This is a genomic window from Streptomyces sp. NPDC030809 (assembly GCF_055572195.1).
Genome location: NZ_JBVIDV010000015.1, coordinates 25,974 through 45,576 on the forward strand (window position 1 = coordinate 25,974; position 19,603 = coordinate 45,576).

Annotated in this window: 18 protein-coding genes; 10 read left to right on the plus strand and 8 right to left on the minus strand. The window is 74.4% G+C overall.

Annotation, left to right across the window (positions count from 1 at the left end):
* Positions 1 to 407: 407 nt before the first annotated feature.
* From ACZ407_RS20465 to ACZ407_RS20475, 3 genes are all read right to left on the minus strand, one after another.
* A complete protein-coding gene (locus ACZ407_RS20465; RefSeq protein WP_468130122.1) occupies positions 408 to 863 on the minus strand; it encodes a hypothetical protein in 456 nt (151 codons plus the stop codon).
* A gap of 776 nt (positions 864 to 1,639) precedes the next feature.
* Complete coding sequence (locus tag ACZ407_RS20470) at positions 1,640 to 2,077, minus strand: SMI1/KNR4 family protein (RefSeq protein ID WP_468130124.1); 438 nt, start codon at positions 2,075 to 2,077, stop codon at positions 1,640 to 1,642.
* A 10-nt stretch (positions 2,078 to 2,087) separates the two neighbouring features.
* The gene (locus ACZ407_RS20475) at positions 2,088 to 2,225 is read right to left on the minus strand and encodes a hypothetical protein (RefSeq protein ID WP_468130453.1); all 138 of its coding nucleotides are present in this window, start codon (positions 2,223 to 2,225) and stop codon (positions 2,088 to 2,090) included.
* 198 nt (positions 2,226 to 2,423) lie between these two features.
* Here ACZ407_RS20475 and ACZ407_RS20480 point away from each other — a divergent pair, with 198 nt between their 5' ends.
* The 4 genes from ACZ407_RS20480 (at position 2,424) to ACZ407_RS20495 (ending at position 9,778) form a co-directional block, all read left to right on the plus strand.
* Complete coding sequence (locus tag ACZ407_RS20480) at positions 2,424 to 5,003, plus strand: PEP/pyruvate-binding domain-containing protein (protein WP_468130126.1); 2,580 nt, start codon at positions 2,424 to 2,426, stop codon at positions 5,001 to 5,003.
* A 56-nt stretch (positions 5,004 to 5,059) separates the two neighbouring features.
* On the plus strand, positions 5,060 to 6,142 hold the full coding sequence (gene zapE / locus ACZ407_RS20485) for a cell division protein ZapE (RefSeq protein WP_468130128.1): 1,083 nt from the start codon (positions 5,060 to 5,062) through the stop codon (positions 6,140 to 6,142).
* Positions 6,143 to 6,321: 179 nt separating this feature from the next.
* Complete coding sequence (locus ACZ407_RS20490; protein ID WP_468130130.1) at positions 6,322 to 7,269, plus strand: hypothetical protein; 948 nt, start codon at positions 6,322 to 6,324, stop codon at positions 7,267 to 7,269.
* A gap of 70 nt (positions 7,270 to 7,339) precedes the next feature.
* Positions 7,340 to 9,778 carry a WD40/YVTN/BNR-like repeat-containing protein gene (locus tag ACZ407_RS20495; protein WP_468130132.1) on the plus strand — a complete coding sequence of 813 codons (2,439 nt, stop codon included), beginning with the start codon at positions 7,340 to 7,342 and terminating at the stop codon, positions 9,776 to 9,778.
* A gap of 382 nt (positions 9,779 to 10,160) precedes the next feature.
* On the opposite strand, the gene ACZ407_RS20500 is transcribed toward ACZ407_RS20495, so the two are convergent.
* Together ACZ407_RS20500 and ACZ407_RS20505 are read right to left on the minus strand one after the other, a co-directional pair.
* The gene (locus ACZ407_RS20500; protein ID WP_468130134.1) at positions 10,161 to 10,910 is read right to left on the minus strand and encodes an NPP1 family protein; all 750 of its coding nucleotides are present in this window, start codon (positions 10,908 to 10,910) and stop codon (positions 10,161 to 10,163) included.
* Positions 10,911 to 11,091: 181 nt separating this feature from the next.
* The gene (locus ACZ407_RS20505; RefSeq protein ID WP_468130136.1) at positions 11,092 to 12,132 is read right to left on the minus strand and encodes a vWA domain-containing protein; all 1,041 of its coding nucleotides are present in this window, start codon (positions 12,130 to 12,132) and stop codon (positions 11,092 to 11,094) included.
* A 187-nt stretch (positions 12,133 to 12,319) separates the two neighbouring features.
* Here ACZ407_RS20505 and ACZ407_RS20510 point away from each other — a divergent pair, with 187 nt between their 5' ends.
* Positions 12,320 to 12,655: a YnfA family protein gene (locus tag ACZ407_RS20510; protein ID WP_468130138.1), complete on the plus strand. Its 336-nt coding sequence runs from the start codon at positions 12,320 to 12,322 to the stop codon at positions 12,653 to 12,655.
* 71 nt (positions 12,656 to 12,726) lie between these two features.
* Positions 12,727 to 13,272: a GNAT family N-acetyltransferase gene (locus tag ACZ407_RS20515; RefSeq protein WP_468130140.1), complete on the plus strand. Its 546-nt coding sequence runs from the start codon at positions 12,727 to 12,729 to the stop codon at positions 13,270 to 13,272.
* A gap of 58 nt (positions 13,273 to 13,330) precedes the next feature.
* On the opposite strand, the gene ACZ407_RS20520 is transcribed toward ACZ407_RS20515, so the two are convergent.
* The gene (locus ACZ407_RS20520) at positions 13,331 to 13,936 is read right to left on the minus strand and encodes a hypothetical protein (RefSeq protein WP_468130142.1); all 606 of its coding nucleotides are present in this window, start codon (positions 13,934 to 13,936) and stop codon (positions 13,331 to 13,333) included.
* Between the two features lie 149 nt (positions 13,937 to 14,085).
* On the opposite strand from ACZ407_RS20520, the gene ACZ407_RS20525 reads away from it, so the two are divergent.
* A complete protein-coding gene (locus ACZ407_RS20525) occupies positions 14,086 to 14,463 on the plus strand; it encodes a hypothetical protein (RefSeq protein WP_468130436.1) in 378 nt (125 codons plus the stop codon).
* 118 nt (positions 14,464 to 14,581) lie between these two features.
* Here ACZ407_RS20525 and ACZ407_RS20530 read toward each other — a convergent pair whose 3' ends face one another.
* Positions 14,582 to 15,367: a DUF5958 family protein gene (locus tag ACZ407_RS20530; RefSeq protein ID WP_468130144.1), complete on the minus strand. Its 786-nt coding sequence runs from the start codon at positions 15,365 to 15,367 to the stop codon at positions 14,582 to 14,584.
* A gap of 228 nt (positions 15,368 to 15,595) precedes the next feature.
* Between ACZ407_RS20530 and ACZ407_RS20535 the strand changes: the two genes are divergently transcribed.
* Both ACZ407_RS20535 and ACZ407_RS20540 read left to right on the plus strand, forming a co-directional pair.
* Entirely contained in the window at positions 15,596 to 16,363 is a 768-nt protein-coding gene (locus tag ACZ407_RS20535; RefSeq protein WP_468130146.1) for a DUF6193 family natural product biosynthesis protein, read from the plus strand.
* A 236-nt stretch (positions 16,364 to 16,599) separates the two neighbouring features.
* Entirely contained in the window at positions 16,600 to 17,211 is a 612-nt protein-coding gene (locus ACZ407_RS20540; protein WP_468130438.1) for a DJ-1/PfpI family protein, read from the plus strand.
* 320 nt (positions 17,212 to 17,531) lie between these two features.
* Here ACZ407_RS20540 and ACZ407_RS20545 read toward each other — a convergent pair whose 3' ends face one another.
* Positions 17,532 to 18,011: a hypothetical protein gene (locus tag ACZ407_RS20545; RefSeq protein ID WP_468130148.1), complete on the minus strand. Its 480-nt coding sequence runs from the start codon at positions 18,009 to 18,011 to the stop codon at positions 17,532 to 17,534.
* 934 nt (positions 18,012 to 18,945) lie between these two features.
* Between ACZ407_RS20545 and ACZ407_RS20550 the strand changes: the two genes are divergently transcribed.
* A complete protein-coding gene (locus ACZ407_RS20550; protein ID WP_468130150.1) occupies positions 18,946 to 19,587 on the plus strand; it encodes a nucleoside/nucleotide kinase family protein in 642 nt (213 codons plus the stop codon).
* Positions 19,588 to 19,603: the final 16 nt, after the last annotated feature.

The following is a 19,603-nucleotide window of genomic DNA, read 5'->3' on the forward strand; positions in this document are numbered from 1 at the left end:
CGTCGCCGGCCGGCGCTGGGGAGAGCGGGTGGGAGACGCCGGCCCCTTCGGGTGGTGCGGTCACGCTACGCCGTGCGCGGCTGAAACAACACCCCCTGGTGTGGCTTGTTTTCGGCTTCGGGGTGGGGGAGACGGGAGGGGCGGGGGAGAGCGGTGATCCGAGAGGGCCCGGTGTGCCGTCGGAAGGCGGGGGAACCCGCCCTCGCCTTCCGCGCCGTCGAGGTGGCCGGCCGTGCATCTCCGCCTGGAACGTGCCGCAACCCGCGCTGTCTGACGGAGGCTCATCGCGGGTCCGCGGCCTCGCCGCGGGTTCCGGGGATACCGGCCGGGTCGCGCCCGTACGGGTACCGGCCGGGTCGCGCCCGTACGGGTACCGGCCGGGCCTTGCCCGTACGGACCCGGCCCGGTCATGCCCGCAGGCGGCGGCGCAGCCTGCCGGCGAACGGTGCCACGGCCGTGCCGGTGAGGGCCAGCCCGGCGCCGGTGAAGACGGTCGGGTTGACCCACCCGGGCACCTGCTCGGTCGCGTCCGGGTCCCCGGGGTAGTCCTCGCAGACCATGGACACCGGCAGTACGGAGCGGGTGACGAGGTGCGCCTCGGGCACGGACGGGTCCCGGAACATCCGGCTCACCCGGCCGTTGCAGATCGACCCCGGGTCGGTGGGGTCGAACCCCGTCAGGTGGCCGGACACGAACGCCACCGCCCCGCAGACCAGCCCCACGAAGGCGACCATGAGGCACGCCCCGGCGCTCACCACCGGCCCCGCCGACCGCTGCCGCACCGCCGCCACCGCCCGCAGCACGAGCAGGACGAGACAGCCGAGCGCGAGGAGGGGTACGAGGGCGGCAAGTGAGATGATCATGAAAAGACCGGACGCGGAACGGGACCCCGACGGTTCCTGCGGGCCGTCACGTCAGTTGCGCCGCCGGTCCGGCGCCACCCGCCACAGGACCGGGCAGCCGGTGCTGAGGAGCACGGTATTGATGACGTAGCAGCCTTATGCCCGCAGCAGGGCAGCCTTGAGCCACGGCTCTGCCGGCTCCGGAACCAGGCGGGGAACCGAGAGGGAGGGCTCCGTCCCGGCCGACTGGACGAGCGTCCTCGCGGCGGTCGCGCGGGCCTGCGGCGGTGCGGGCATCCGGCCGGTCCCGGCCGCACCGCCCTGGGATACGGCCCCGAGCGCCCCAGGGCGTGGTCGGCGGCCGGCCCTCCAGCTGCTCGGGGGCCATGTAGGCGGGTGTGCCGACCAGCATCCCGGTCTGCGTGAGTGTCATCGTCGCGTCTGCCATGTGGGCGATGCCGAAGTCGACGGATTCGCCGCGGGCGAGGGCGTGCCGGGCCCCCGGGAGGAGGACCGTGGCGACCTGGCGGTTGGCGAGCGGGCCCAGGTCGGCGTAGCGCAGCTGCCACTGGTCCCGGTCGGCCGTCCGGTCGTGCTCGGGGTCCTGGTAGGTGCCGCTCGAACGCGTGCAGGCGCTTTTTCGGCAGCCGTGAGATGAGGAACCGGCTGAGGACGAACGCGTCCTTGAGCCTGCCCAGGTGGTGTTCCCCGGCCGCCTTCTCCACCTCGGGCGCGATGCCGACGCCAACAAGACGGTGTCTTGGTTGGTGTCGGCTCATGATCGGAGGCCGGCCGCGTTACAACTGATACCAGTCGTCGCCATCGGCTTGGAGCGAACGGCCGATGTAGTCCTGCAGGTTGTTGGCGACCCACCGACGACTGTCGCTCTCGTGCTCCCAGACGAAGATGTCGGGACGCTCGGGCTTCTGTACGAAGGCGAACTGGTCGCCTCCTCCGTTGTCCCCGAAGAAGAGGAAGGCGTCGAACGTCATGTAGAGCTGCGCGAACGTCCGGTCGGACCAGAAGAGCAGGTTCCTCTCGACGATCTGACCGATGGGCCAGACGGTGTCCACGTGAGTGTGCCCGATTACCCCGTTGCTTTCGAGGAGCAATTGCCGAAGCTCTGCCGGCAGCGTTCGCCTGAGTCGCGTCTCCGCCGCGACGAGATCGGATGCCTGGGCCGGTTCCCGGAAGCCCACGCCGGGAAAGATTGCTGTCGCTGCCTGTCTCCACATGATCCGGAGCCTAGCCAACCACCTCCAGGGCGGTTGTACTGCACCGGTGGTAGCGGATGACCATGCCGGCGATGCCGACGAAGGCCAGGAAGTGTTCGGCCTTGCGCTCGTAGCGTCCGTGCAGGCGACACCCGTTCAGCCAGGACACCGTGCCGGGCGACGCCCTGCGGGCCGACGACGATCCGGCGGACCTCGTGACCGCGGATGATGTGCTGGGGGCCGGGGCCCCGGGCGGTGGCGGTGGTGGGGTGCGTCGGCCGGGGGCCTCGGGGGTGGAGATCTGTTCACGGGGTCGGGACGGTGTCATCATGATCCTTTCTCGGGCGCCGAGTTGGGGGATCAGGGCATGGACTTCGTGCTGTCGTTGGATGCCGCCGCGGCGACGCTGGGGACGGCGGGCGGCAAGGGGGCGGCGCTCTCCGAGCTCGCCCGCGCGGGACTGCCGGTGCCCGGCGGGTTCCACGTGACGACCGCCGCGTACCGGGAGTTCGTGACCTCGACCGGGGTGGCCGACCGGATCCGGGAGGAGCTCGCCGCAGCCTCTGCTGCCGGCACCGGCGGTACGGAGGGCGGGGTGGAGCCGGGGACGGGGGCCCGCATCCGGGCGCTGTTCGCGGAGGGTCCGCTGCCCGCCGCCGTGGAACGGGCGGTCGTGCAGGCGTACGCGGAACTCGGCGACGGCGCGCGCCCGGTCGCCGTACGCTCCTCGGCCACCGCGGAGGACCTTCCGGACCTGTCCTTCGCCGGCCAGCAGGACACGTACCTGAACATCACCGGCGAGGCCGAGCTGCTGGCCGCCGTCCGGCGCTGCTGGGCCTCCCTGTGGACCGATCGGACCCTCGCCTACCGGGCCAGGGCGGGCATCGCTCACGAGGAGGTCTCGTCGGCCGTGGTCGTGCAGGAGCTGGTGGCCGCCGACGCCGCCGGGGTGATGTTCACCGTGGACCCGCTCGGCGGACGGACCGACCGGCTCGTGGTCAACGCGGCCTGGGGGCTGGGCGAAGCGGTGGTCAGCGGGCTGGTCACCCCCGACACCCTGGTTCTCGACCGGGCGAGCCTGGCCGTCGTGGAGGAACGTATCGCCGCCAAGGAGGTGATGACCGTACCGACCGCCGAGGGCACCGCCGAACGGCCGGTCCCCGCCGATCTGCGCACGGCCCCGGTCCTCACCCCCGCACAGGCCGCGGAACTCGCCCGGCTCGGCCTCGCGGTCGAGGAGCTCCACGGGGAGCCGCGCGACGTGGAGTGGGCGCGCGAGGCGGGCTCCTTCCGCATCCTGCAAGCGCGCCCGATCACCACCACCCCGGCACCCCGCCCCGAGGTGTGGAACGACAGCACCGGCACCGACTCCCTCTGGACCAGCGCCAACCTGGGCGAGGCCGTCCCGGACGTGATGACCCCCGCCACCTGGTCCTTCGTCAAGGCGTTCATGGGCGACGTGATGGTCGGCGCCCACCTGGAAGGGCGCCCCATGTACGGGAACATCGGCGGCCGCTTCTACATGAACCTCAGCGTCACGGCCACCCTCGCGGCCGCGTTCGGGCAGGGCCGGAAGTTCGCCCGGGCCAACGAACTGGTCTTCGGCCGCCTCCCGGAGGGCATGGACATCCCCCTCCTCCCCGCGTCCCGGCTGAAGGTCTGGCGGGACACCCTCGGCGAGGCCCTCGCGGTGATGAGCCGGATCCGCGCCAACGGCAAGCAGCTGCCCGCCTTCCTGGACGAGGCGCCCGCACGCTGCGAGGAACTGCGGGCCCGGGTCTGCGCCGCGGAGAGCGCGGCGGCCCTGTCGGCCCTGTGGGAGGTGCAGGTGGCCCCGTACTTCCGCCGCTGCTGCCACATGCTCCAGGCCGCCACCCGCGGGGACGGCGACTCCCTCGTCAAGGTGCGCGGCACCCTGGAAGCCCTGGTGGGCGCACAGGACGCCGACCTGCTCACCACCGGCCTCGGCGACGAGGGCCGGCTCGCCAGCATGGGACCCCTGCTCGGCCTGGAACGGCTCGCCCGCGGCGAGACCGACCGCGCGACCTACCTCCGTACGTACGGCCACCGCAGCCCGCACGAGTTCGAGGTGTCCCTCCCGCGGCCCGCCGAGGACGCGCAGTGGCTCGACCGGCAGCTCGCCGCGCTCGGCACGGTCGAGGAGGACGCGGAGCTGCGGCTCGCCCGCCAGAACGCGGCCCGCACCGAGGCCTGGAACCGGCTGGCAGCCGCCCACCCCCGCCGGGTGGCGGGCATCCGCGCCGCGCTGGACGGCTGGGTGGCCTCGGCGCGGCTGCGGGAGGCCGCGCGTACCGAGGTCGCCCGCGTCTTCTGGCTGCTGCGCACGTTCGTCCTGCGCGCCGGCGAGCTGAGCGGGGCGGGCGAGGACCTGTTCTTCCTGTCCCGCGAGGAGATCCTCGCCGTGCTCGGCGGCGACCGGGCTCCGCTCGCCGCCGTGGCGGCCCGCCGCGCCGCGTACGAGGGCTACCGCGCGCTCCCCGTCTACCCCACGCTGATCCGGGGCGAGTTCGACCCCGCCGCCTGGGCCGCCGACCCGGACCGGCGGGCCGACCTGTACGACGCGCACCACACGGCGCCCGCCGCGGACACGGTCGCCGGCTCGCCCGCGTCCGGCGGCGTGGCGGAGGGCATCGCCCGGGTCGTCGCCACCGTCGAGGAGGGCGAGTCCGTCCGGCCGGGCGAGATCCTGGTGACCACGGTGACCAACGTCGGCTGGACACCGCTGTTCACGCGCATCTCGGCGATCGTCACGGACGTGGGCGCGAACCTCTCGCACGCCTCCATCGTGGCGCGGGAGCTCGGCATTCCGGCCGTGGTCGGATGCGGGAACGCCACGACGCGGATCCGGACGGGGGACAGGATCCGGGTGGACGGCGGCCGCGGGACGGTGGACGTCACGGCGGCCGCGGCCCCCGCACCCGAGTGACCGACCGGCTCCGCCGCCCTCACCCAACCGACCACATGAACGGATGAGCTGCTCCGGTGTACCAGCACGATCAGGCCATGCGCCGCCACTTCCACGAGGCCGCGGCGCAGCGCGGCTTCGCCATCGCCCCCGAACAGGAGCCCGCCGTCGAGCGGCTGGCCCGCCTCGCGGCCGAACTGGCCCGGCCCGCATGGACCTTCCCCAAGCGGCCGCGCGACCTGTACGTGTGGGGACCGGTCGGACGCGGCAAGAGCTGGCTGGTGGACACCTTCTACGAGGGGCTGCCCGACGGGCGCAAGCGCCGCCTGCACTTCCACGACTTCTTCCGGCGGCTGCACGACGGGGTGACCGGCCCGGCCGCCCGCCGCGACGGGCAGAGCGCCGTCGACAGCGCCCTCGACGACCTGATCGGGGACAGCCGGGTCCTGGTCTTCGACGAGTTCCACGCCCACGACGCGGGTGACGCGATGCTCATCGCACGCCTCTTCCGGACCCTGCTCGACCGCCGGATCACCCTGGTCACCACCTCCAACTACCCGCCCGCCGGACTGATGCCGGACCCGCTCTACCACCACCTGTTCGAGCCGACGATCACGCTCATAGAGGAGCGGATGGAGGTCCTGGACGTCTCGGGGCCGGTGGACTTCCGCCGGGACCCGGCGGGCGGCGGCGGGCGCCGGTTCGCGACGGGCCTGTGCCTGGCCCCGGACGGCGCCGCGCTGGAGGCGGCCGGCCTCACCGCACCGGCGCCCGCGGAGGCCGCCGCCGCCCCCGCCCACCTGCGGGAGCTGCCGGCCCGTGCGGTACGCGGGGACCTGGTCTGGTTCGGCTTCGACGCGCTGTGCGAGACGGCGACGGCGGTCCCCGACTACCTGGCACTGGCGGAACGGTTCACCACGCTCGTCCTGGACGGCGTACCGCCGCTGGCCGACGCTTCCGCGGACGGGCGGCAGAGGTTCGCGAACCTCGTGGACGTCGCCTGCGACCGGGACGTACGCCTGGTCCTCATCGGCTCCGACCCCCTGGCCACCCTTCCTGCCGACCGGGCCCTCACCCGCGACCTGGACCGCACGGCGAGCCGCCTGGCCATGCTCCGCCGCCCGGACGGGGCCCGGGCGGCGGGGGCGGGCGGCCGGTAGCCGGGAGCGGGCGGCCGGTAGCCGGGAGCGGGCGGCCGGTAGCCGGGAGCGGGCGGCCGGTGGCCGGGAGCGGGTGGGCGATGGCCCGGCCCGGCCCCCGGTTGCCGCCGCCCCGGGGGCGGGAGACGCTGGACGTGAGCTCCGGCTCGGAGCCGGGGCACGTCTGCCGGAGCGGCCGGATGGCCAGGATCCCACGCGGAGTCGCCGATGTGCCCGGGCGGCGGGCGGTCGTGCACGACCGCCGGGGCACACTCGTCGCACTGGATCTGGACACCGGTGCGGTGGTGTGGCGGTACGGCACGGGACTGCGGCCGTGTGCGCTGGTTGCGGGGACGGTGGTGGCCTTGCGGGTGGGTGTCCCGGGGGCGCAGGACGCGCCGAACCTTCCCGTCGTCGAGCTGATCGACGCGGGTACGGGAGGCGGACGGTGGACCTCGGCGCGCGTGGACCTGCCCGACTGGGTGCGCCCGCGCCTGGACGACGGCCCGGAGTTCACGCTCGGCACGGGGACGGATCGGAACCCGGTGCTGCTCCCGTGGACCGCCCGGGCGCTGTACCGCGGAGGTGCACCTCCGGGGCCCGAGATCACGGGCGGCCGGGACGGTGCGGCCGCGCGTGCGGCGCAGGGGCTGCTGCGCGTCGACGTGACGGTTCCCCGCGTGGATGCGCTGCCCGCTGCGGCGGCGCCGGCCGCGGACCCGGATCCGGAGGCCGAGCCGGCGGCCGGGTCGCCGGCGCCCGTCCCCGCCTCCGGTGCCCCCGACGTGGTCGAGTACGGCCGGGCCGGCGAGCTCGGCATGGAACTGGCGGTGCACCCGGCCCCACCGGAGCCGGACGGAACCGGTACCCCCACTGTCACCACCGGCACCCCCGCCGCCACCGGCACCGGTACCGGCACCCCAGCCACCACCACCGGCACCGGCACCAGCACCGGCACCCCAGCCACCACCACCGGCACCGGCACCGGCACCCCAGCCACCACCACCGGCACCGGCACCGGCGCCGAAACGCCCGAGGTCGTCGTCCTCCGTGCCACGGACCCCCGTACCGCCTCCGTGCTCTGGGAGGTGGTGCTCGACGCCTCCGACCCGGCCACCCCGAGCCGTCCGCACCGGCTCCGGCCCTAGCGGGGGCGCACCCACCGGCCCGACCCGACGTGAACGGCCCGCAGCGGCCCCGCGACACCAGGAGGCGGACATGGCTGTCTCGGACGAGGAAATCGCCCAGGCCAAGGACATCAGCGTGGAGCAGGTGAGGCTGCTGCGCGAGACCCGCGGGGTGACGAACGAGTCGCTCAAGGAGCTGCCCGCCGCGTCGGTCCGCAAGGCCCTGCGCCGCCTGAACTACCCCGACCTGCCCACCGCGCGGGCGCGGTTCCGGCTCGTACAGGAACGCGGGGACGACGGCCGGGTCCCCGAGCACGCCCGGGGGACGGCGCGCGAGCAGAGGCGTTCCCTGGCCCGGGCGACGGCCCCGCCCCCGGAGACGGCCGGGGTTCCGACGGGCCGGCACGCCGCGGGCCGCCCCGGCCACCCGGGCCGCATCGAGCGGACCGCCGGGCTGGCCCGGCCCCGGTGGGAGTGGCTCGGCCCCGGGAACATCGGCGGCCGCACCCGCGGCATCGTCGTGCACCCGGCCCAGCCGGACCGGATGTGGGCCGCGAGCGCCGGCGGCGGCGTGTGGCACACCGGGGACGGGGGCGGGCAGTGGGCGCCGGTCGACGACTTCCTCGCCAACCTCGCCTGCGCCTGCCTGGCGATCGACCCCGCCGACCCGGACACGCTGTACGCCGGCACCGGCGAGGGCTTCCAGAACATGGACGCCCTCCGCGGCAACGGCATCTTCCGCACCACCGACGGCGCCTCCTGGCACCCGCTCCCGGCCACCCAGAACGCCGACTTCCGCGCCGTCAACCGCATCGCCGTGTCCGCCTCGGGCGAGGTCCTCCTCGCGGCCACCGAGTCCGGCCTGTTCCGCAGCACCGATCTGGCGCGGGCCGTGTGGACCGAGGTGCTGGACGTTCCCGTCGGATACGTCGCCTTCGACCCGGGGGACAGCTCCCGGGCGGTCGCGGGCGCCCGGCGCGCGGGCGCGGCCTGGGCCAGCCGGGACGGCGGGCTCACCTGGCGGCCCGCCGCGCACGGCCAGTGGTCCGGGCGCGTGGAACTCGCGTACGCGGTGCACGACCCGGACATCGTGTACGCCTCGGTGCAGGCCAAGACCGGCCGCATCTGGCGGTCCGAAGACGGCGGACTGACGTACCGGGTGACGAAGACCCTCGACCCGAGCGGCCGGATCGCCGACTACCTCGGCGACCAGGGCTGGTACGGCAACACGATCTGGGCGGGGGACCCGACCGATGCGAACCTGGTCCTCACGGGCGGGGTCGACCTGTGGCGCAGCACCGACGGGGGCGACCACCTGGCCGAGATCAGCACCTGGTGGCACCCCGAATCGGCACACGCCGACCAGCACACCATCGTCTCGCACCCCTCCTACGACGGGGTGCGGAACCGGACCGTCTTCTTCGGCAACGACGGCGGGGTGTTCAAGGCCGAGGACCTGGCGGAGGTGGGCACGGAGGCGGAGCCGCCCTTCGTCCGGGGCTGGACCGAGCTGGTCAACAACTACGGGGTCACCCAGTTCTTCGGAGGCGCCGGCAGCACCGCCACCGGCAAGATCATCGGCGGTGCGCAGGACAACGGCACCCTCTGCTTCGACCCGGCGACGGGCACCGAAGGCTGGACCGAGTTCCAGGGCGGTGACGGCGGCTGGTGCGCCGTGGACCCGGAGGAGCCCGACATCTTCTACGGGGAATACGTCTTCCTGAACATCCACCGCAACACCGACGGCGGCACGACCAACGACCCCGACCGGTACATCAGCGGGCAGTTCTGGAACCCCGCGATCCCCGACTGGGACTGGAAGCCCCTGCCGTTCCGCATTCCCGATGCCATGAACCAGCAGGCGCTGTTCATCGCCCCGTTCGTGATGGACCCGCGGGAACCGCAGCGGCTGCTCGGGGGAGGCATGTCCCTGTGGCGGACGAACGACGCGCGGACCCCGAACACCCGGACCTCCGGCCCCACCTGGAGGTCGGTCAAGCCGCCCGCCGGCTCGGAGATCAGCGCGATCGCGGTGTCCCCGGCCGACTCCGACGTCATCTGGGTGGGGCACCTGGACGGCCTGCTCTTCCGTACGGTGAACGGCACCGCCGTGACGCCGGTCTGGGAGCGGGTCGGGGTGATGGGCCCGAGCCCGCTGCGCCCCCAGCGCTACTGCGCGTGCATCACCGCCCACCCGGAGGACCCGGACACGGCGTACGTGTCCTTCGGCGGCTTCGAGGCGGGAAACCTGTGGGTGACGCAGGACGGGGGTGCGCAGTGGACGGACCTGTCCGCCACGCTGCCCGCGGCCCCCGTACGGGCGGTGGCGGTGCACCCGCGGCGGACCGCCTTCCTGTACTGCGGCACGGAGGTGGGCCTGTTCGCCAGCGAGGACGCGGGCACGAACTGGTCGCCGACGAACGAGGGACCGGCCAACTGCTCGGTCGACGACCTGTTCTGGATGGACGAGACCCTGGTCTGCGTGACCCACGGCCGCGGAATGTTCCGCATCGACCTGTCCGGGGTGTGAGGGCCCTCCGGGCGCGGGGCCGGGCCGGGCCTCCGGACGGACCCGGTCTGCGGAGGGGCCTGGTGTGCGGAGGGACCCGGTCTGCGGACGGAGGGCGGCCCCGGTCTCCCGACGGGTCCGCCCCCGCTCCGCGGTCAGAGGACGTTCATGAGGATGATGGCCAAGAGGTCCAGCAGGATCACTGCGACCACGAACCCCGTCGTGACCCAGGCTCTGCGTGATTCGTCCATGTGTGCGACTCGCCTCCGGGGTGGCTCGGGCGTACCGCGTACTGCCCTACCGCCATGATGACCCGGTTGCCCGTGAAGCACAGTCCGGCGGTCGCCCGGTCAGGCGGGGCGGGCGACGGACGGTACTGCCGGCCGCCGCCCGCCCCGTCACGTCACGCGTACGGGTCGAAGGGAATCCCCGCCGGCTTCGCCTTCGCCAGGTGGGAGGCGAAGGAGTCCTCGCGCAGGCCGAAGTGCGCACTGCCGAAATCTGCCTGGGCGAGCTTGTCGCGCAGCCCCGCGGGGTAGCCGTCCCAGCCGACGAGCGTGGGGAACTGCCAGGTTCCGCGGTGGTTCTCCGGCGGCTCGTCGTTGGGGTTCGCCGCCCGGAAGCAGTGGGTGCCGATGCCGTCCTTGTGGTAGACGATCTTGGGGTGGGTGCCGTCCCAGCGGATCTGATCGCGCGCGTGGACGGTGAAGTCCCCGTGCGCCGAGGTGGACACGTACTTCGCCTCGCCGCCCTGGCTCCACACCACCACGTGCTCCCAGTCGTGGCGGTGCCCCCCGAGGCTGATCCCGGAGAGCGCCTGGTCCTTCTCGAAGTACAAGGCGTACACCACCGCGCACCAGCCGTTGTTGCAGGCCGCGCGGGAGTAGCCGTTCGTGTTCGCCAGGTCCGAGGCGTCGCGGCAGTTGCCGTTGAGCGCCCCCGTCGGCTTCAGGCCGCCGTTCAGCTCCCCGTTCGACCCGATGGCCGGTGTCGGGTAGCAGCCGTCCGTGTCGTAGTCGTACGCCGGCTGGAACGTCGACTCCAGGCTCGACGCGTTGCCCGGCAGGGCCGGAGGCGGGGCCGCGAAGGCCGTGTACGGAAGGGCGAGGACGAGGGCGAACGCGGCCCCGGTGACGGCGGCCGCTCTCCGCATGCGCTGACTGGTCCGGGTCCCCAAGGCGGGCCTCCTGAGTGGGCGTCATGAACGCAGGACGGGGCGATCGGTCACGGCAGGACTCACCGGCGGACGCGGCGCTGTGCCGCGCCCGCCCCGACGCGCCCGCAGCATCATTGGCGAGGCAGGTCGCCGCGGCAAGGGTTCGGACGGCACGGGATCAGGTCATGAGCAGCAGCCGCGTGCTCGGCACGAGCTTGCGGTTCACGCTGGTGCTCTGCACGAAGATGGTGAACTCGTCGTTGTGGTCCGGCTTGACGCGGACCTCGGCGTCCGGCAGGCCGAGCAGCGCCCGGGCCTCCGGCCCCGTGTACACCCGGTCCGTCTTCTTCTCCAGCACCGCGATCTGCTTGCGCGCCTGGACCTTCTCCGACTTGCTCAGCTGGTAGTACGCACAACCCGTGCGGTAGGTGTGCCCGGATTCCACGACCCATTCCCGGATGGCGGCCTCACGCGCCACCGGAATGAGCTGGTAGGCCGAGGGATCGGCCGGGGTGAGACCGGCCGCCTTGATGGTTTCCGTGTTCACTGCGTCGGCGCCGGTGGAAAACACGGCACGGGATCCGCGGATTCCCTTGGTGCGGCCCACCATGAATTTCTCGGTGGCCTCCTGGATCACCTGTCCGGCCTCTTCCAGACCCTGCGTGCTGGTGGCGTCCCAAATGGCGACGTTGTCCTTCGGGAATCCGCACTGCACGGCCTCGCGCTTGCCCATCTGGTCCGGCACGAGCACGGCCAGGGTCCAGTTGTCCTCCTGGGTCTCGATCATCGAGGCCACGGCCTGCACCAGCTGGCGCGGGTTCTTGCCCTTGGCGTCCGGGCAGCGGTGGCTTGCGTTCTCCTGCCCGTCCGTCAGAACGAACGTCAGGAAGCTGTGGTCGCCGTAGAGCTGGGCCGTCTGGGCGAGTTCCCGCTGGGACTTCAGGGTGGCCGCCATCAGGGCCGTCATTCCGCCGGGCCGGTACAGCTGCTTCAGGGACGGCATCCGCAGCACGTCCTTGTCGTAGATGACGCACTCGACCGTGTCCGCGAAAACGTAGACCGTGACACGGGTTTCCTGGTCGAGTTCCTGCGACCGGCGGGCCAGGTAGGAAATCTGCTGGTCCGCCACATCGACGACCTTGCCGCTCAGATGGGACATGGACGAACTCGCGTCCAGAACGAGAGCGACGTGATTGATGTAGTTCTGGCTTCCGGACATGGCGGATCCCCTTTTTCCGATCTCCGACTTGATGTTCTGATCCTCGCACCCGCCACTGACAATCGGTCCGGAGCGGCGGACGGGGCCCCGGCCCCGGCCCCGGCCCGGGCCCCGGCCCCGGGGTGAGAGCGGGGCGAGGCGGGTCGGTTGGGCGGACCGGGCGCCGCCCGCGGGTAGCGTCGCCGGCATGAATGTCGCCCGTTCCGCAGCCCTGTTCGCCGTCGCCGCCCTGTTCGAGATCGGCGGTGCCTGGCTCGTCTGGCAGGGCCTGCGCGAGCACAAGGGCTGGGCCTGGGTCGGCGCCGGAGTCCTCGCCCTGGGCCTGTACGGGGTGGTGGCCACCTTCCAGACCGACGAGAACTTCGGCCGCATCCTCGCCGCGTACGGCGGAGTCTTCGTGGCCGGTTCCCTCGCCTGGGGCATGGTCGCCGACGGCTACCGCCCCGACCGCTTCGACATCGCCGGCGCTCTGATCTGCCTCGCCGGCATGGCCGTCATCATGTACGCCCCGCGCGGCCACTGACGGCGTGCGCAGCGGACGCGGCGGGCACAAAACCTGTCGACAGCGCGGCTCCGGCCGGGTTGGCTGGGTGGATGCCAGAGCTGCGAACCGAACGCCTCCTGCTCCGCCGGTGGCGGGAATCCGACCTGGAGCCGTGGGCCGCCATGAACGCCGACCCCGAGGTCCGCGCCCACCTCGGCGAGCTGCTCTCGCGCGAGCAGAGCGACGCCGCGGTGGCAGGGATGCGGGCCGGCTTCGACGCGCGCGGCTTCGGCTGGTGGGCGCTCGAATCGAGGCGGACGGGCGAGTTCCTCGGTCGGGCCGGTCTGGACGAGGTGGACGCCGGAATGCCCTTCGCCGGGGTGGACGTCGGCTGGCGGCTGAAGCGGTCGGCATGGGGCAACGGCTACGCCACCGAAGCCGCCCTGGCCTGCCTGGAGTTCGCCTTCGGGACCCTCGAACTGCCGGAGGTGCTCGCCTCGACCACCGCGGACAACGTCCGCTCCCGCGCCGTGATGCGCCGCATCGGCATGACCCGCGACCCGGCCGACGACTTCGAGGACCCGAGCGTGCCCGAGGGGCCCCTCCGCCGGTGCGTCCTGTACCGGACCGGCCCGGACCGGTGGGCACGCGCCTGAACCCGCGGCCCGGCGGGCCCTTCCCACCGATGTGCCTCGCGGATTCCCCGCTGCCCGATCACAACCGCTCGCGCCGCGCGCCGCGCCTCCGTCCGTCGGCGGATCCGGCCGACCCGGTGGCTCCTGCGGATCGTGCGCGCCCCGGCACCGCCTGCGGCCGGACGGTGCGCCAGCGCGGGCCCTCGTACCCGGGAGCGTCCGGAGACGGGAAGTGGAACGGGACGCGGAGGCGGTCGGCGAGGGCCCGGCCGGCCTCGGTGGCGGCCCGGCCGGGAGAGGTGCCGTCGGCGCGGCCGTACACGGTCGCCAAGTGCCCCTCCCCGTCCGGGTCCGCCAGGACCGCGAGGAGCAGTACGAACCAGTCGTGCACGGTGTCCCCGTCCCACACCGCCTCCACCGCCAGCACCCGGCCCGGGAGGGCGGCGGCCCGCGCCGCGAGTGCGGGAGTGTCGAGCGGATCGGGCGCCGCGCGCCGCACCCGGTCGCCGAGGACCTCGTACCGGGCCTCGACCACCCGCTCCGCCTCGTGGAGCCCCACTCCCAGCGGTCGCAGCGCCTCCCAGACGGACTTCACGGCCGAGATCCGGCGGTCGCGCAGCACCTCGGCGTCCACCTCCCGCCGCGTCCGCTCCTCCAGGTACGGCCACCAGCCGCTTCCTCGCATACGGCTGAACCTACGTCAGGGCCCTGCCGTGCAGCACGCGGGTTTCCCCGGCTCCGGCTCCGGCTCCGGCACCCGGCCTCCACCGTCCCTGCGGCCCCCCGCCCGGGCCCCGGCTTCCGCCCGCGTTCGCGTACGTTCAGGGCATGCACATGCACGCCACGCTGACCGACCACGCCCGGTGCATCTGGGGCGACGAGTACGGCCCGACGCCCCCGTGCGCGATCCGCGAGCACCCCGTCCACTTCTTCACCGAGGAGCTGACCTTCGCCGACGCCGAGGACATCCTCGCCATGCTGCGCGAGCTCTGCCCCCACCGCGCCGACGGCCTCCTCCCCGTATGGGTCCGCAACCTCGCCTACCGCCTGGCCCTCTTCCAGCGCCCCGAGGACCCGGCGCTGATGCGGGAGGCGGCCCTCAACCTGGAGCTGCACGGGCCGTCCTGGGACGAGATCGCCACCGCCCTCCGCTCCCGCGCGGACGCCCTGGACCCCGAAGGGGCAGTCCCGTACGGCCTCCCGCCGCGGTAGCCCCGGCCCTCCGGCACGGCCCGGCCCGTTCCGGCCCGACTCGGCCCGGTTCCGGCCCGTTTCGGCCCGGCCCGGCTCGGACCGACCCCGTCCCGGCGGCTCGGCCGCCGCCCGGAGGTCAGCCGGTCAGGTTGTGCCACGCGTGCCCGCAGGCGCCCTTGCAGGAGTTCTCCCTGCGGCGGGTGTCGGCGACCGCGAACACGGACACGAGCACGCGGAACGCCGATACGTGCTCCCCGGCGGGCAGAGCCGAGAAGCCCGTCCGCGGCGGGTCCAGGCAGATCATCACGGCCGGATCGGCGGTGGGCTTCACCCCGGAACGGGCCACCCCGCTACGGCCGTCGGCGGCCGTGACGTGGGCCTGCATCGCGTAGCGGGCGAGCTCGTCCAACACCTGCTCCCGGCGGGCCGGTCCGAGGCCCGCGAACCAGGCCGTCCCCTCGTCCAGCGTCCGGCGCTCCTGGGCGACCTCGTTGACGATCCGCTCGACCTCGCGCAGGAAACTGCGGCGCGTCCCCTCGTCGTCCCGTCCGCGGTCGGCCTCGAACCGCTCCCGCGGGCCCGGCATTCCGTGCCCGGCGAGCCAGTCCAGCAGCAGACGGCCGTCCGCCAGGACCGCGTCGCCGTCCCATCGCCCCCACCTCAGGGACACCCCGTGGTGCAGGACGACCACGGCGAGCCGCCCGCCGTCCCGGTCGAGCAACTCGAAGCGGACGTCCCCGAGGCACATGCAGTGGGAGCCGGGCAGCGCCTCCACGGCCATCGCCGCCCGCAGCCGCGCCAACTCCGCCGGAGCGGCGAGGCCCACCGTGATCCCGCCCGGCGCCCCGGACCCGTCCACGGGGCTCACCCGTACCGCGTGCGCCTGCTCCAGCACCCCGTCGAGAGCACTCGTCGCGTCCATCAACCGCTCCTTCTCCGCGCGGGTGCCGATGCCGCGCCGCCCGCCGTGACCGCCGCCGCCATCGCGGCTCCCGCGACCGCCCCCGCCTGCGCCCGGCCTGCGCCCCGCCTGCGCGGATTCCACCGCAGCACCCGGCCGCCGCGCAAGCCGCTCCGCCGGCATGCACCGCCCGCCCCGCTGCTTGGCCGGCTGCCGCCGCGCCCGTCGGCTGGGGCAGAATCGGGGACCGTGCCGACGCCCCCTCGCGAACCCGCCGTCCTCCACCCCGCCCACGCCGACATCGCCGCCCACCCCGACGTCGCCGCCTGCGGCAGTCTCGCCGCGGCCCTGCGAGCCGCCGGGGCCGGCTGCCTCGACGGTGTCGCGGTCGAGGCCTCGGACCGCTCGCCGCTGCTCGTCGCGTCCGTCCCGAGCACGCTCCCGCACCGCGCGCCGCTGCACGTCCGCGCCTGGGCGGACGAACGGCAGTGGTCTGTCCGCGGTGAGGAATCGTTTCAGGGCGCGGCCCTCCTCGACGGCCAGACCGACGACCTCGCGCAGCTGGCCCGGGCCGCCCGGGCCTGGCACGACGGCACCCCGCTCCCCGACATCCCGCACGCCGCCCCCTTCGTACGCCTGACCGGCCGTTTCGAGGTGCCCGACAACGATCCCGTACGCCTGACGGAATCCGAGTGGCAGGGCATGCGCAAGGAGGCGGCCGACCTGGCGACGGACTGGGGGGAGCGGTACCACGCGCTGATCGAGACCGGGTACGCGGCACCGGAGCTGCGCGTGCTGTACCCGTTCACCAGTCACCGGACGCTGCGCTTCTCGACCGCCCCCCGCCCCGACCTGGCCCTCACGGGCCCGTGCCTGATGACCAACACCGACGGCACGTACGGGGTCGGCCGCGGCTTCATCACCCCGGACCTCGGCTGCTTCGCCACGCCCGAGGAGGCCGTGGCCCTGGCGGTGGACGTGCTGGGGCAGGCTCCGCCCCCGCCCCCGGCCGCGTGATCACCAGTCGTCCGGCTGCTGCTGCTGCACCCGTCCCCCGCCCTGGTGCGGCTGCCGGACATGGCCCCCGGCACCGGCCACGTCGCCCCACCGGTTCACGACCCGTCCGGGCGGCGTCGGGCCGGATCCTCGCCGGGCTCGCCTCCCGGGCAGGCCAATCTCCCGGGATTGGCCCTGTGCCGGAGGGAGGCGGGCCGGGGAGACTGCGGGCACGTTTCGATCTTGGAGGAATCGTGGTGCAGGTAGCGGTGGTCACGTTCGACGGGTTCAACGAACTCGACAGCTTCATCGCCTCCGCGCTGATCAACCGGTGCCGGCGGGACGGGCTGGAGGCGTTCATCACGACACCCACGCCGGTCGTCACGTCGATGAACGGGGTGGACGTCACCGGGCAGCGGCCCATGGAGTTCGTGACCGAGGCCGACGTGGTCCTGATCGGCAGCGGCATCAAGGCGCGCGAGGTCGTCGCCGACGACGGGCTGCTCGCCCGGCTGCCGCTGGACCCCTCGCGGCAGCTGATCGGCTCGCAGTGCTCCGGTGCGCTCGTCCTCGCCCGGCTGGGCCTGCTGAACGGGATGCCCGCGTGTACGGACATGACGAGCCGGCCCTTCGTCGAGGCCTGCGACGTGACGGTCCTCGACGCGCCCTTCCACGCGGAGGGGAACGTCGCCACGGCGGGGGGCTGCATGGCCTCGCAGTACCTCGCGACCTGGGTCATCAGCCGGACGCTGGGCGAGGACGCGGCGCGCGAGGTGATCGGCTACGTGGCGCCGGTCGGCGAGAACGAGGAGAGCGTCGCGCGAGCGCTGCGCGCGGTGCGCGCGGGCGAACCGGCCCCGCTGCACTGACCCGCCCCACCCCCGGGCTCCGCCCCGGACCCCGCGCCTCAATCGCCGGCGGGGCTGGGGTTGGCGTCGGTGGGTCGTCGGGGGCCCCGGGTCTTGTGCCTCGGGTGTGGGCGGCCGTACGGGGCGGGGCGGCTGGGGCGAGTCGGTGCGCCCCGCAGCGGCGGGCTGCCGGGGCTCCGCCCCGGACCCCGCGCCTCAATCGCCGGCGGGGCTGGATTGGGGCCGCTGAGGCCTGGAGGGTGGGTGCCGGTAGGTGGGGGGTCTTCGGGGCCCCGGCCCGGGGCCCGCGCTTTGGCGTCGGCGGCTGGCGCGCCGCCGCCTCACGCCTTGATGGGGATGGAGTTGTGCCCCGCGGCGCGGTGGTCGCGACTCCGGTGGGTCCAGATCGCGTACGTTGACCAGAGCGCCGCGCCCAGGAGTACGGCGGTGGTGCCTGCGGCGAGGAGCAGGGGTTCCGGGCGGAAGGCGAGGGCCAGGCGGACGGCCAGGGCGAGCAGGACGAATCCGACCCGGCCCGGGGCGTACACGGGGATCCGGGCCGCGGTGGCCCGGAGCAGGCCGAGGGCGGCCAGGCCCGTGGCCCCGCCGAGGGCGAGGAGCGGCCACGGGGAGCCGGGTGCGGCGCTCGGGATGCCGAAGTCCCGCGGGCCGAGGCGGAATTCGGACATGATCCAGGCCGCGGTGAGGGCCGACACCGTGACCCCCAGGACCCACAGGGCGTGCCGCCACAGCGGGCCAGGGCGAAGCTCGCCCTCTTCCGCACCGTCCGGGATGTCATCGGCGTCAAAGGTCTCCATCATGCTTGATCGGACGCACGGGGAGCGGCTGAGGTTGTCCCGTTGCTGCCGGCAACTCCCCGCCCGGCGTGCGGTGATGGCAGGCGACATCCAGCCGTGCGCGGGCCGCCCCGGCGGACCGGCACGGCGGGACCCGATCCAGCCCGTCCGGCGGCCGGAGGCCGGGGTCCGGGGCGGAGCACCGCGGCCCCCATCCGCCCAGCCTGAGCCGTCCGAATCCAGCCTCGCCGACGATTGAGCCGGGGCGCGGGAAGCCCGGGGCAAACCGCCGACGCCCCACCGCCGCCGAATCCGCCCCCGCCGTTGCCTGGCGTGCCGCCCCCGCTCCAGCGGGGGCAACCCAGCCCCGCCGGCGTTTGAGGCGCGGGGTCCGGGGCGGAGCCCCGAAAGCCTGACGCTGCCCGGCGCACCGACCGGCCCCAGCCGCCCAACCCCAGCCCACCCGGCGGTTGAGGCCCGCGGGGGGTCCGGGGCGGAGTCCCGAGAGCCCGCCGTTGTCCGGGGTGCCGCCCCCGCTCCAGCGAGGGCAATCCAGCCCCGCCGGCGTTTGAGGCGCGGGGTCCGGGGCGGCGCCCCGACAGCCCGCCGCTGCATGGCGCACCGACCGGCCCCAGCCGCCCAACCCCAGCCCACCCGGCGGTTGAGGCCCGCGGGGGGTCCGGGGCGGAGTCCTGACAGCCCGCCGTTGTCCGGGGTGCCGCCCCCGCTCCAGCGGGGGCAACCCAGCCCCGCCGGCGTTTGAGGCGCGGGGTCCGGGGCGGCGCCCCGACAGCCCGCCGCTGCACGGCGCACCGACCCGCCCCAACCGCCCAACCCCAGCCCCCGGCGATTGAGGCCCGCGCGGGGTCCGGGGCAGCGTCCCGGGAAGCTCGGGTGCACGCTCGGCCAGGCTGGGCGTGCGCCGCCCCGTGCCCAGCCACTACGCAGGGATGGTGCAATGGCACGCATGGTGGTGGCGATGGACACGACGGCAGAGCTGGTGGCGCGGGCACGCGCCTGGGCGGCGCGCGGCGGGCGGCGGATGCTCGGGATCGCCGGGCCGCCCGGTTCCGGGAAGTCCACCCTCGCCGCCCGGCTGGCGGAGGCGCTCGGGCCGGGCGCGGCCGTCGTCGTGCCGATGGACGGCTTCCACCTGGCCCAGGCCGAACTGCTCCGGCTGGGCCGGGCCGACCGCAAGGGCGCCCCGGACACCTTCGACGCGGCCGGCTACGCCGCCCTGCTCCGCCGCCTGCGCGAGGCCGGACCGGCCACCGTCTACGCCCCGGCCTTCGACCGTTCCCTGGAGGAGCCGATCGCGGGGAGCATCCCGGTGGAGCCGTCCGTACCGCTGGTGATCACGGAGGGGAACTACCTCCTGCACGACGAGGGGGAGTGGCCGCAGGTGCGCCCCCTGCTCGACGAGGTGTGGTACCTCGCGCCCGAGGAGGCCGTGCGCACCCGCCGCCTGATCGACCGTCACGTCCACCACGGCAAGGACCCGGCCGCGGCCCGGGCCTGGGTCGCCCGCTCCGACGAGGCCAACGCCCGCCTCATCGCGCGCGGCCGGCACCGCGCGGACCTGGTGGTCGACCCCGGATAGGACCGGGGCCCCGCCC

Coding starts and splice junctions, on each gene's coding strand:
- ACZ407_RS20465 (WP_468130122.1), bottom strand. CDS start 863: ATGATCATCTCACTTGCCGCCCTCGTACCCCTCCTCGCGCTCGGCTGT.
- ACZ407_RS20470 (WP_468130124.1), bottom strand. CDS start 2,077: ATGTGGAGACAGGCAGCGACAGCAATCTTTCCCGGCGTGGGCTTCCGG.
- ACZ407_RS20480 (WP_468130126.1), top strand. CDS start 2,424: ATGGACTTCGTGCTGTCGTTGGATGCCGCCGCGGCGACGCTGGGGACG.
- ACZ407_RS20490 (WP_468130130.1), top strand. CDS start 6,322: ATGGCCAGGATCCCACGCGGAGTCGCCGATGTGCCCGGGCGGCGGGCG.
- ACZ407_RS20495 (WP_468130132.1), top strand. CDS start 7,340: ATGGCTGTCTCGGACGAGGAAATCGCCCAGGCCAAGGACATCAGCGTG.
- ACZ407_RS20500 (WP_468130134.1), bottom strand. CDS start 10,910: ATGCGGAGAGCGGCCGCCGTCACCGGGGCCGCGTTCGCCCTCGTCCTC.
- ACZ407_RS20505 (WP_468130136.1), bottom strand. CDS start 12,132: ATGTCCGGAAGCCAGAACTACATCAATCACGTCGCTCTCGTTCTGGAC.
- ACZ407_RS20510 (WP_468130138.1), top strand. CDS start 12,320: ATGAATGTCGCCCGTTCCGCAGCCCTGTTCGCCGTCGCCGCCCTGTTC.
- ACZ407_RS20515 (WP_468130140.1), top strand. CDS start 12,727: ATGCCAGAGCTGCGAACCGAACGCCTCCTGCTCCGCCGGTGGCGGGAA.
- ACZ407_RS20520 (WP_468130142.1), bottom strand. CDS start 13,936: ATGCGAGGAAGCGGCTGGTGGCCGTACCTGGAGGAGCGGACGCGGCGG.
- ACZ407_RS20525 (WP_468130436.1), top strand. CDS start 14,086: ATGCACGCCACGCTGACCGACCACGCCCGGTGCATCTGGGGCGACGAG.
- ACZ407_RS20530 (WP_468130144.1), bottom strand. CDS start 15,367: ATGGACGCGACGAGTGCTCTCGACGGGGTGCTGGAGCAGGCGCACGCG.
- ACZ407_RS20545 (WP_468130148.1), bottom strand. CDS start 18,011: ATGATGGAGACCTTTGACGCCGATGACATCCCGGACGGTGCGGAAGAG.
- ACZ407_RS20550 (WP_468130150.1), top strand. CDS start 18,946: ATGGCACGCATGGTGGTGGCGATGGACACGACGGCAGAGCTGGTGGCG.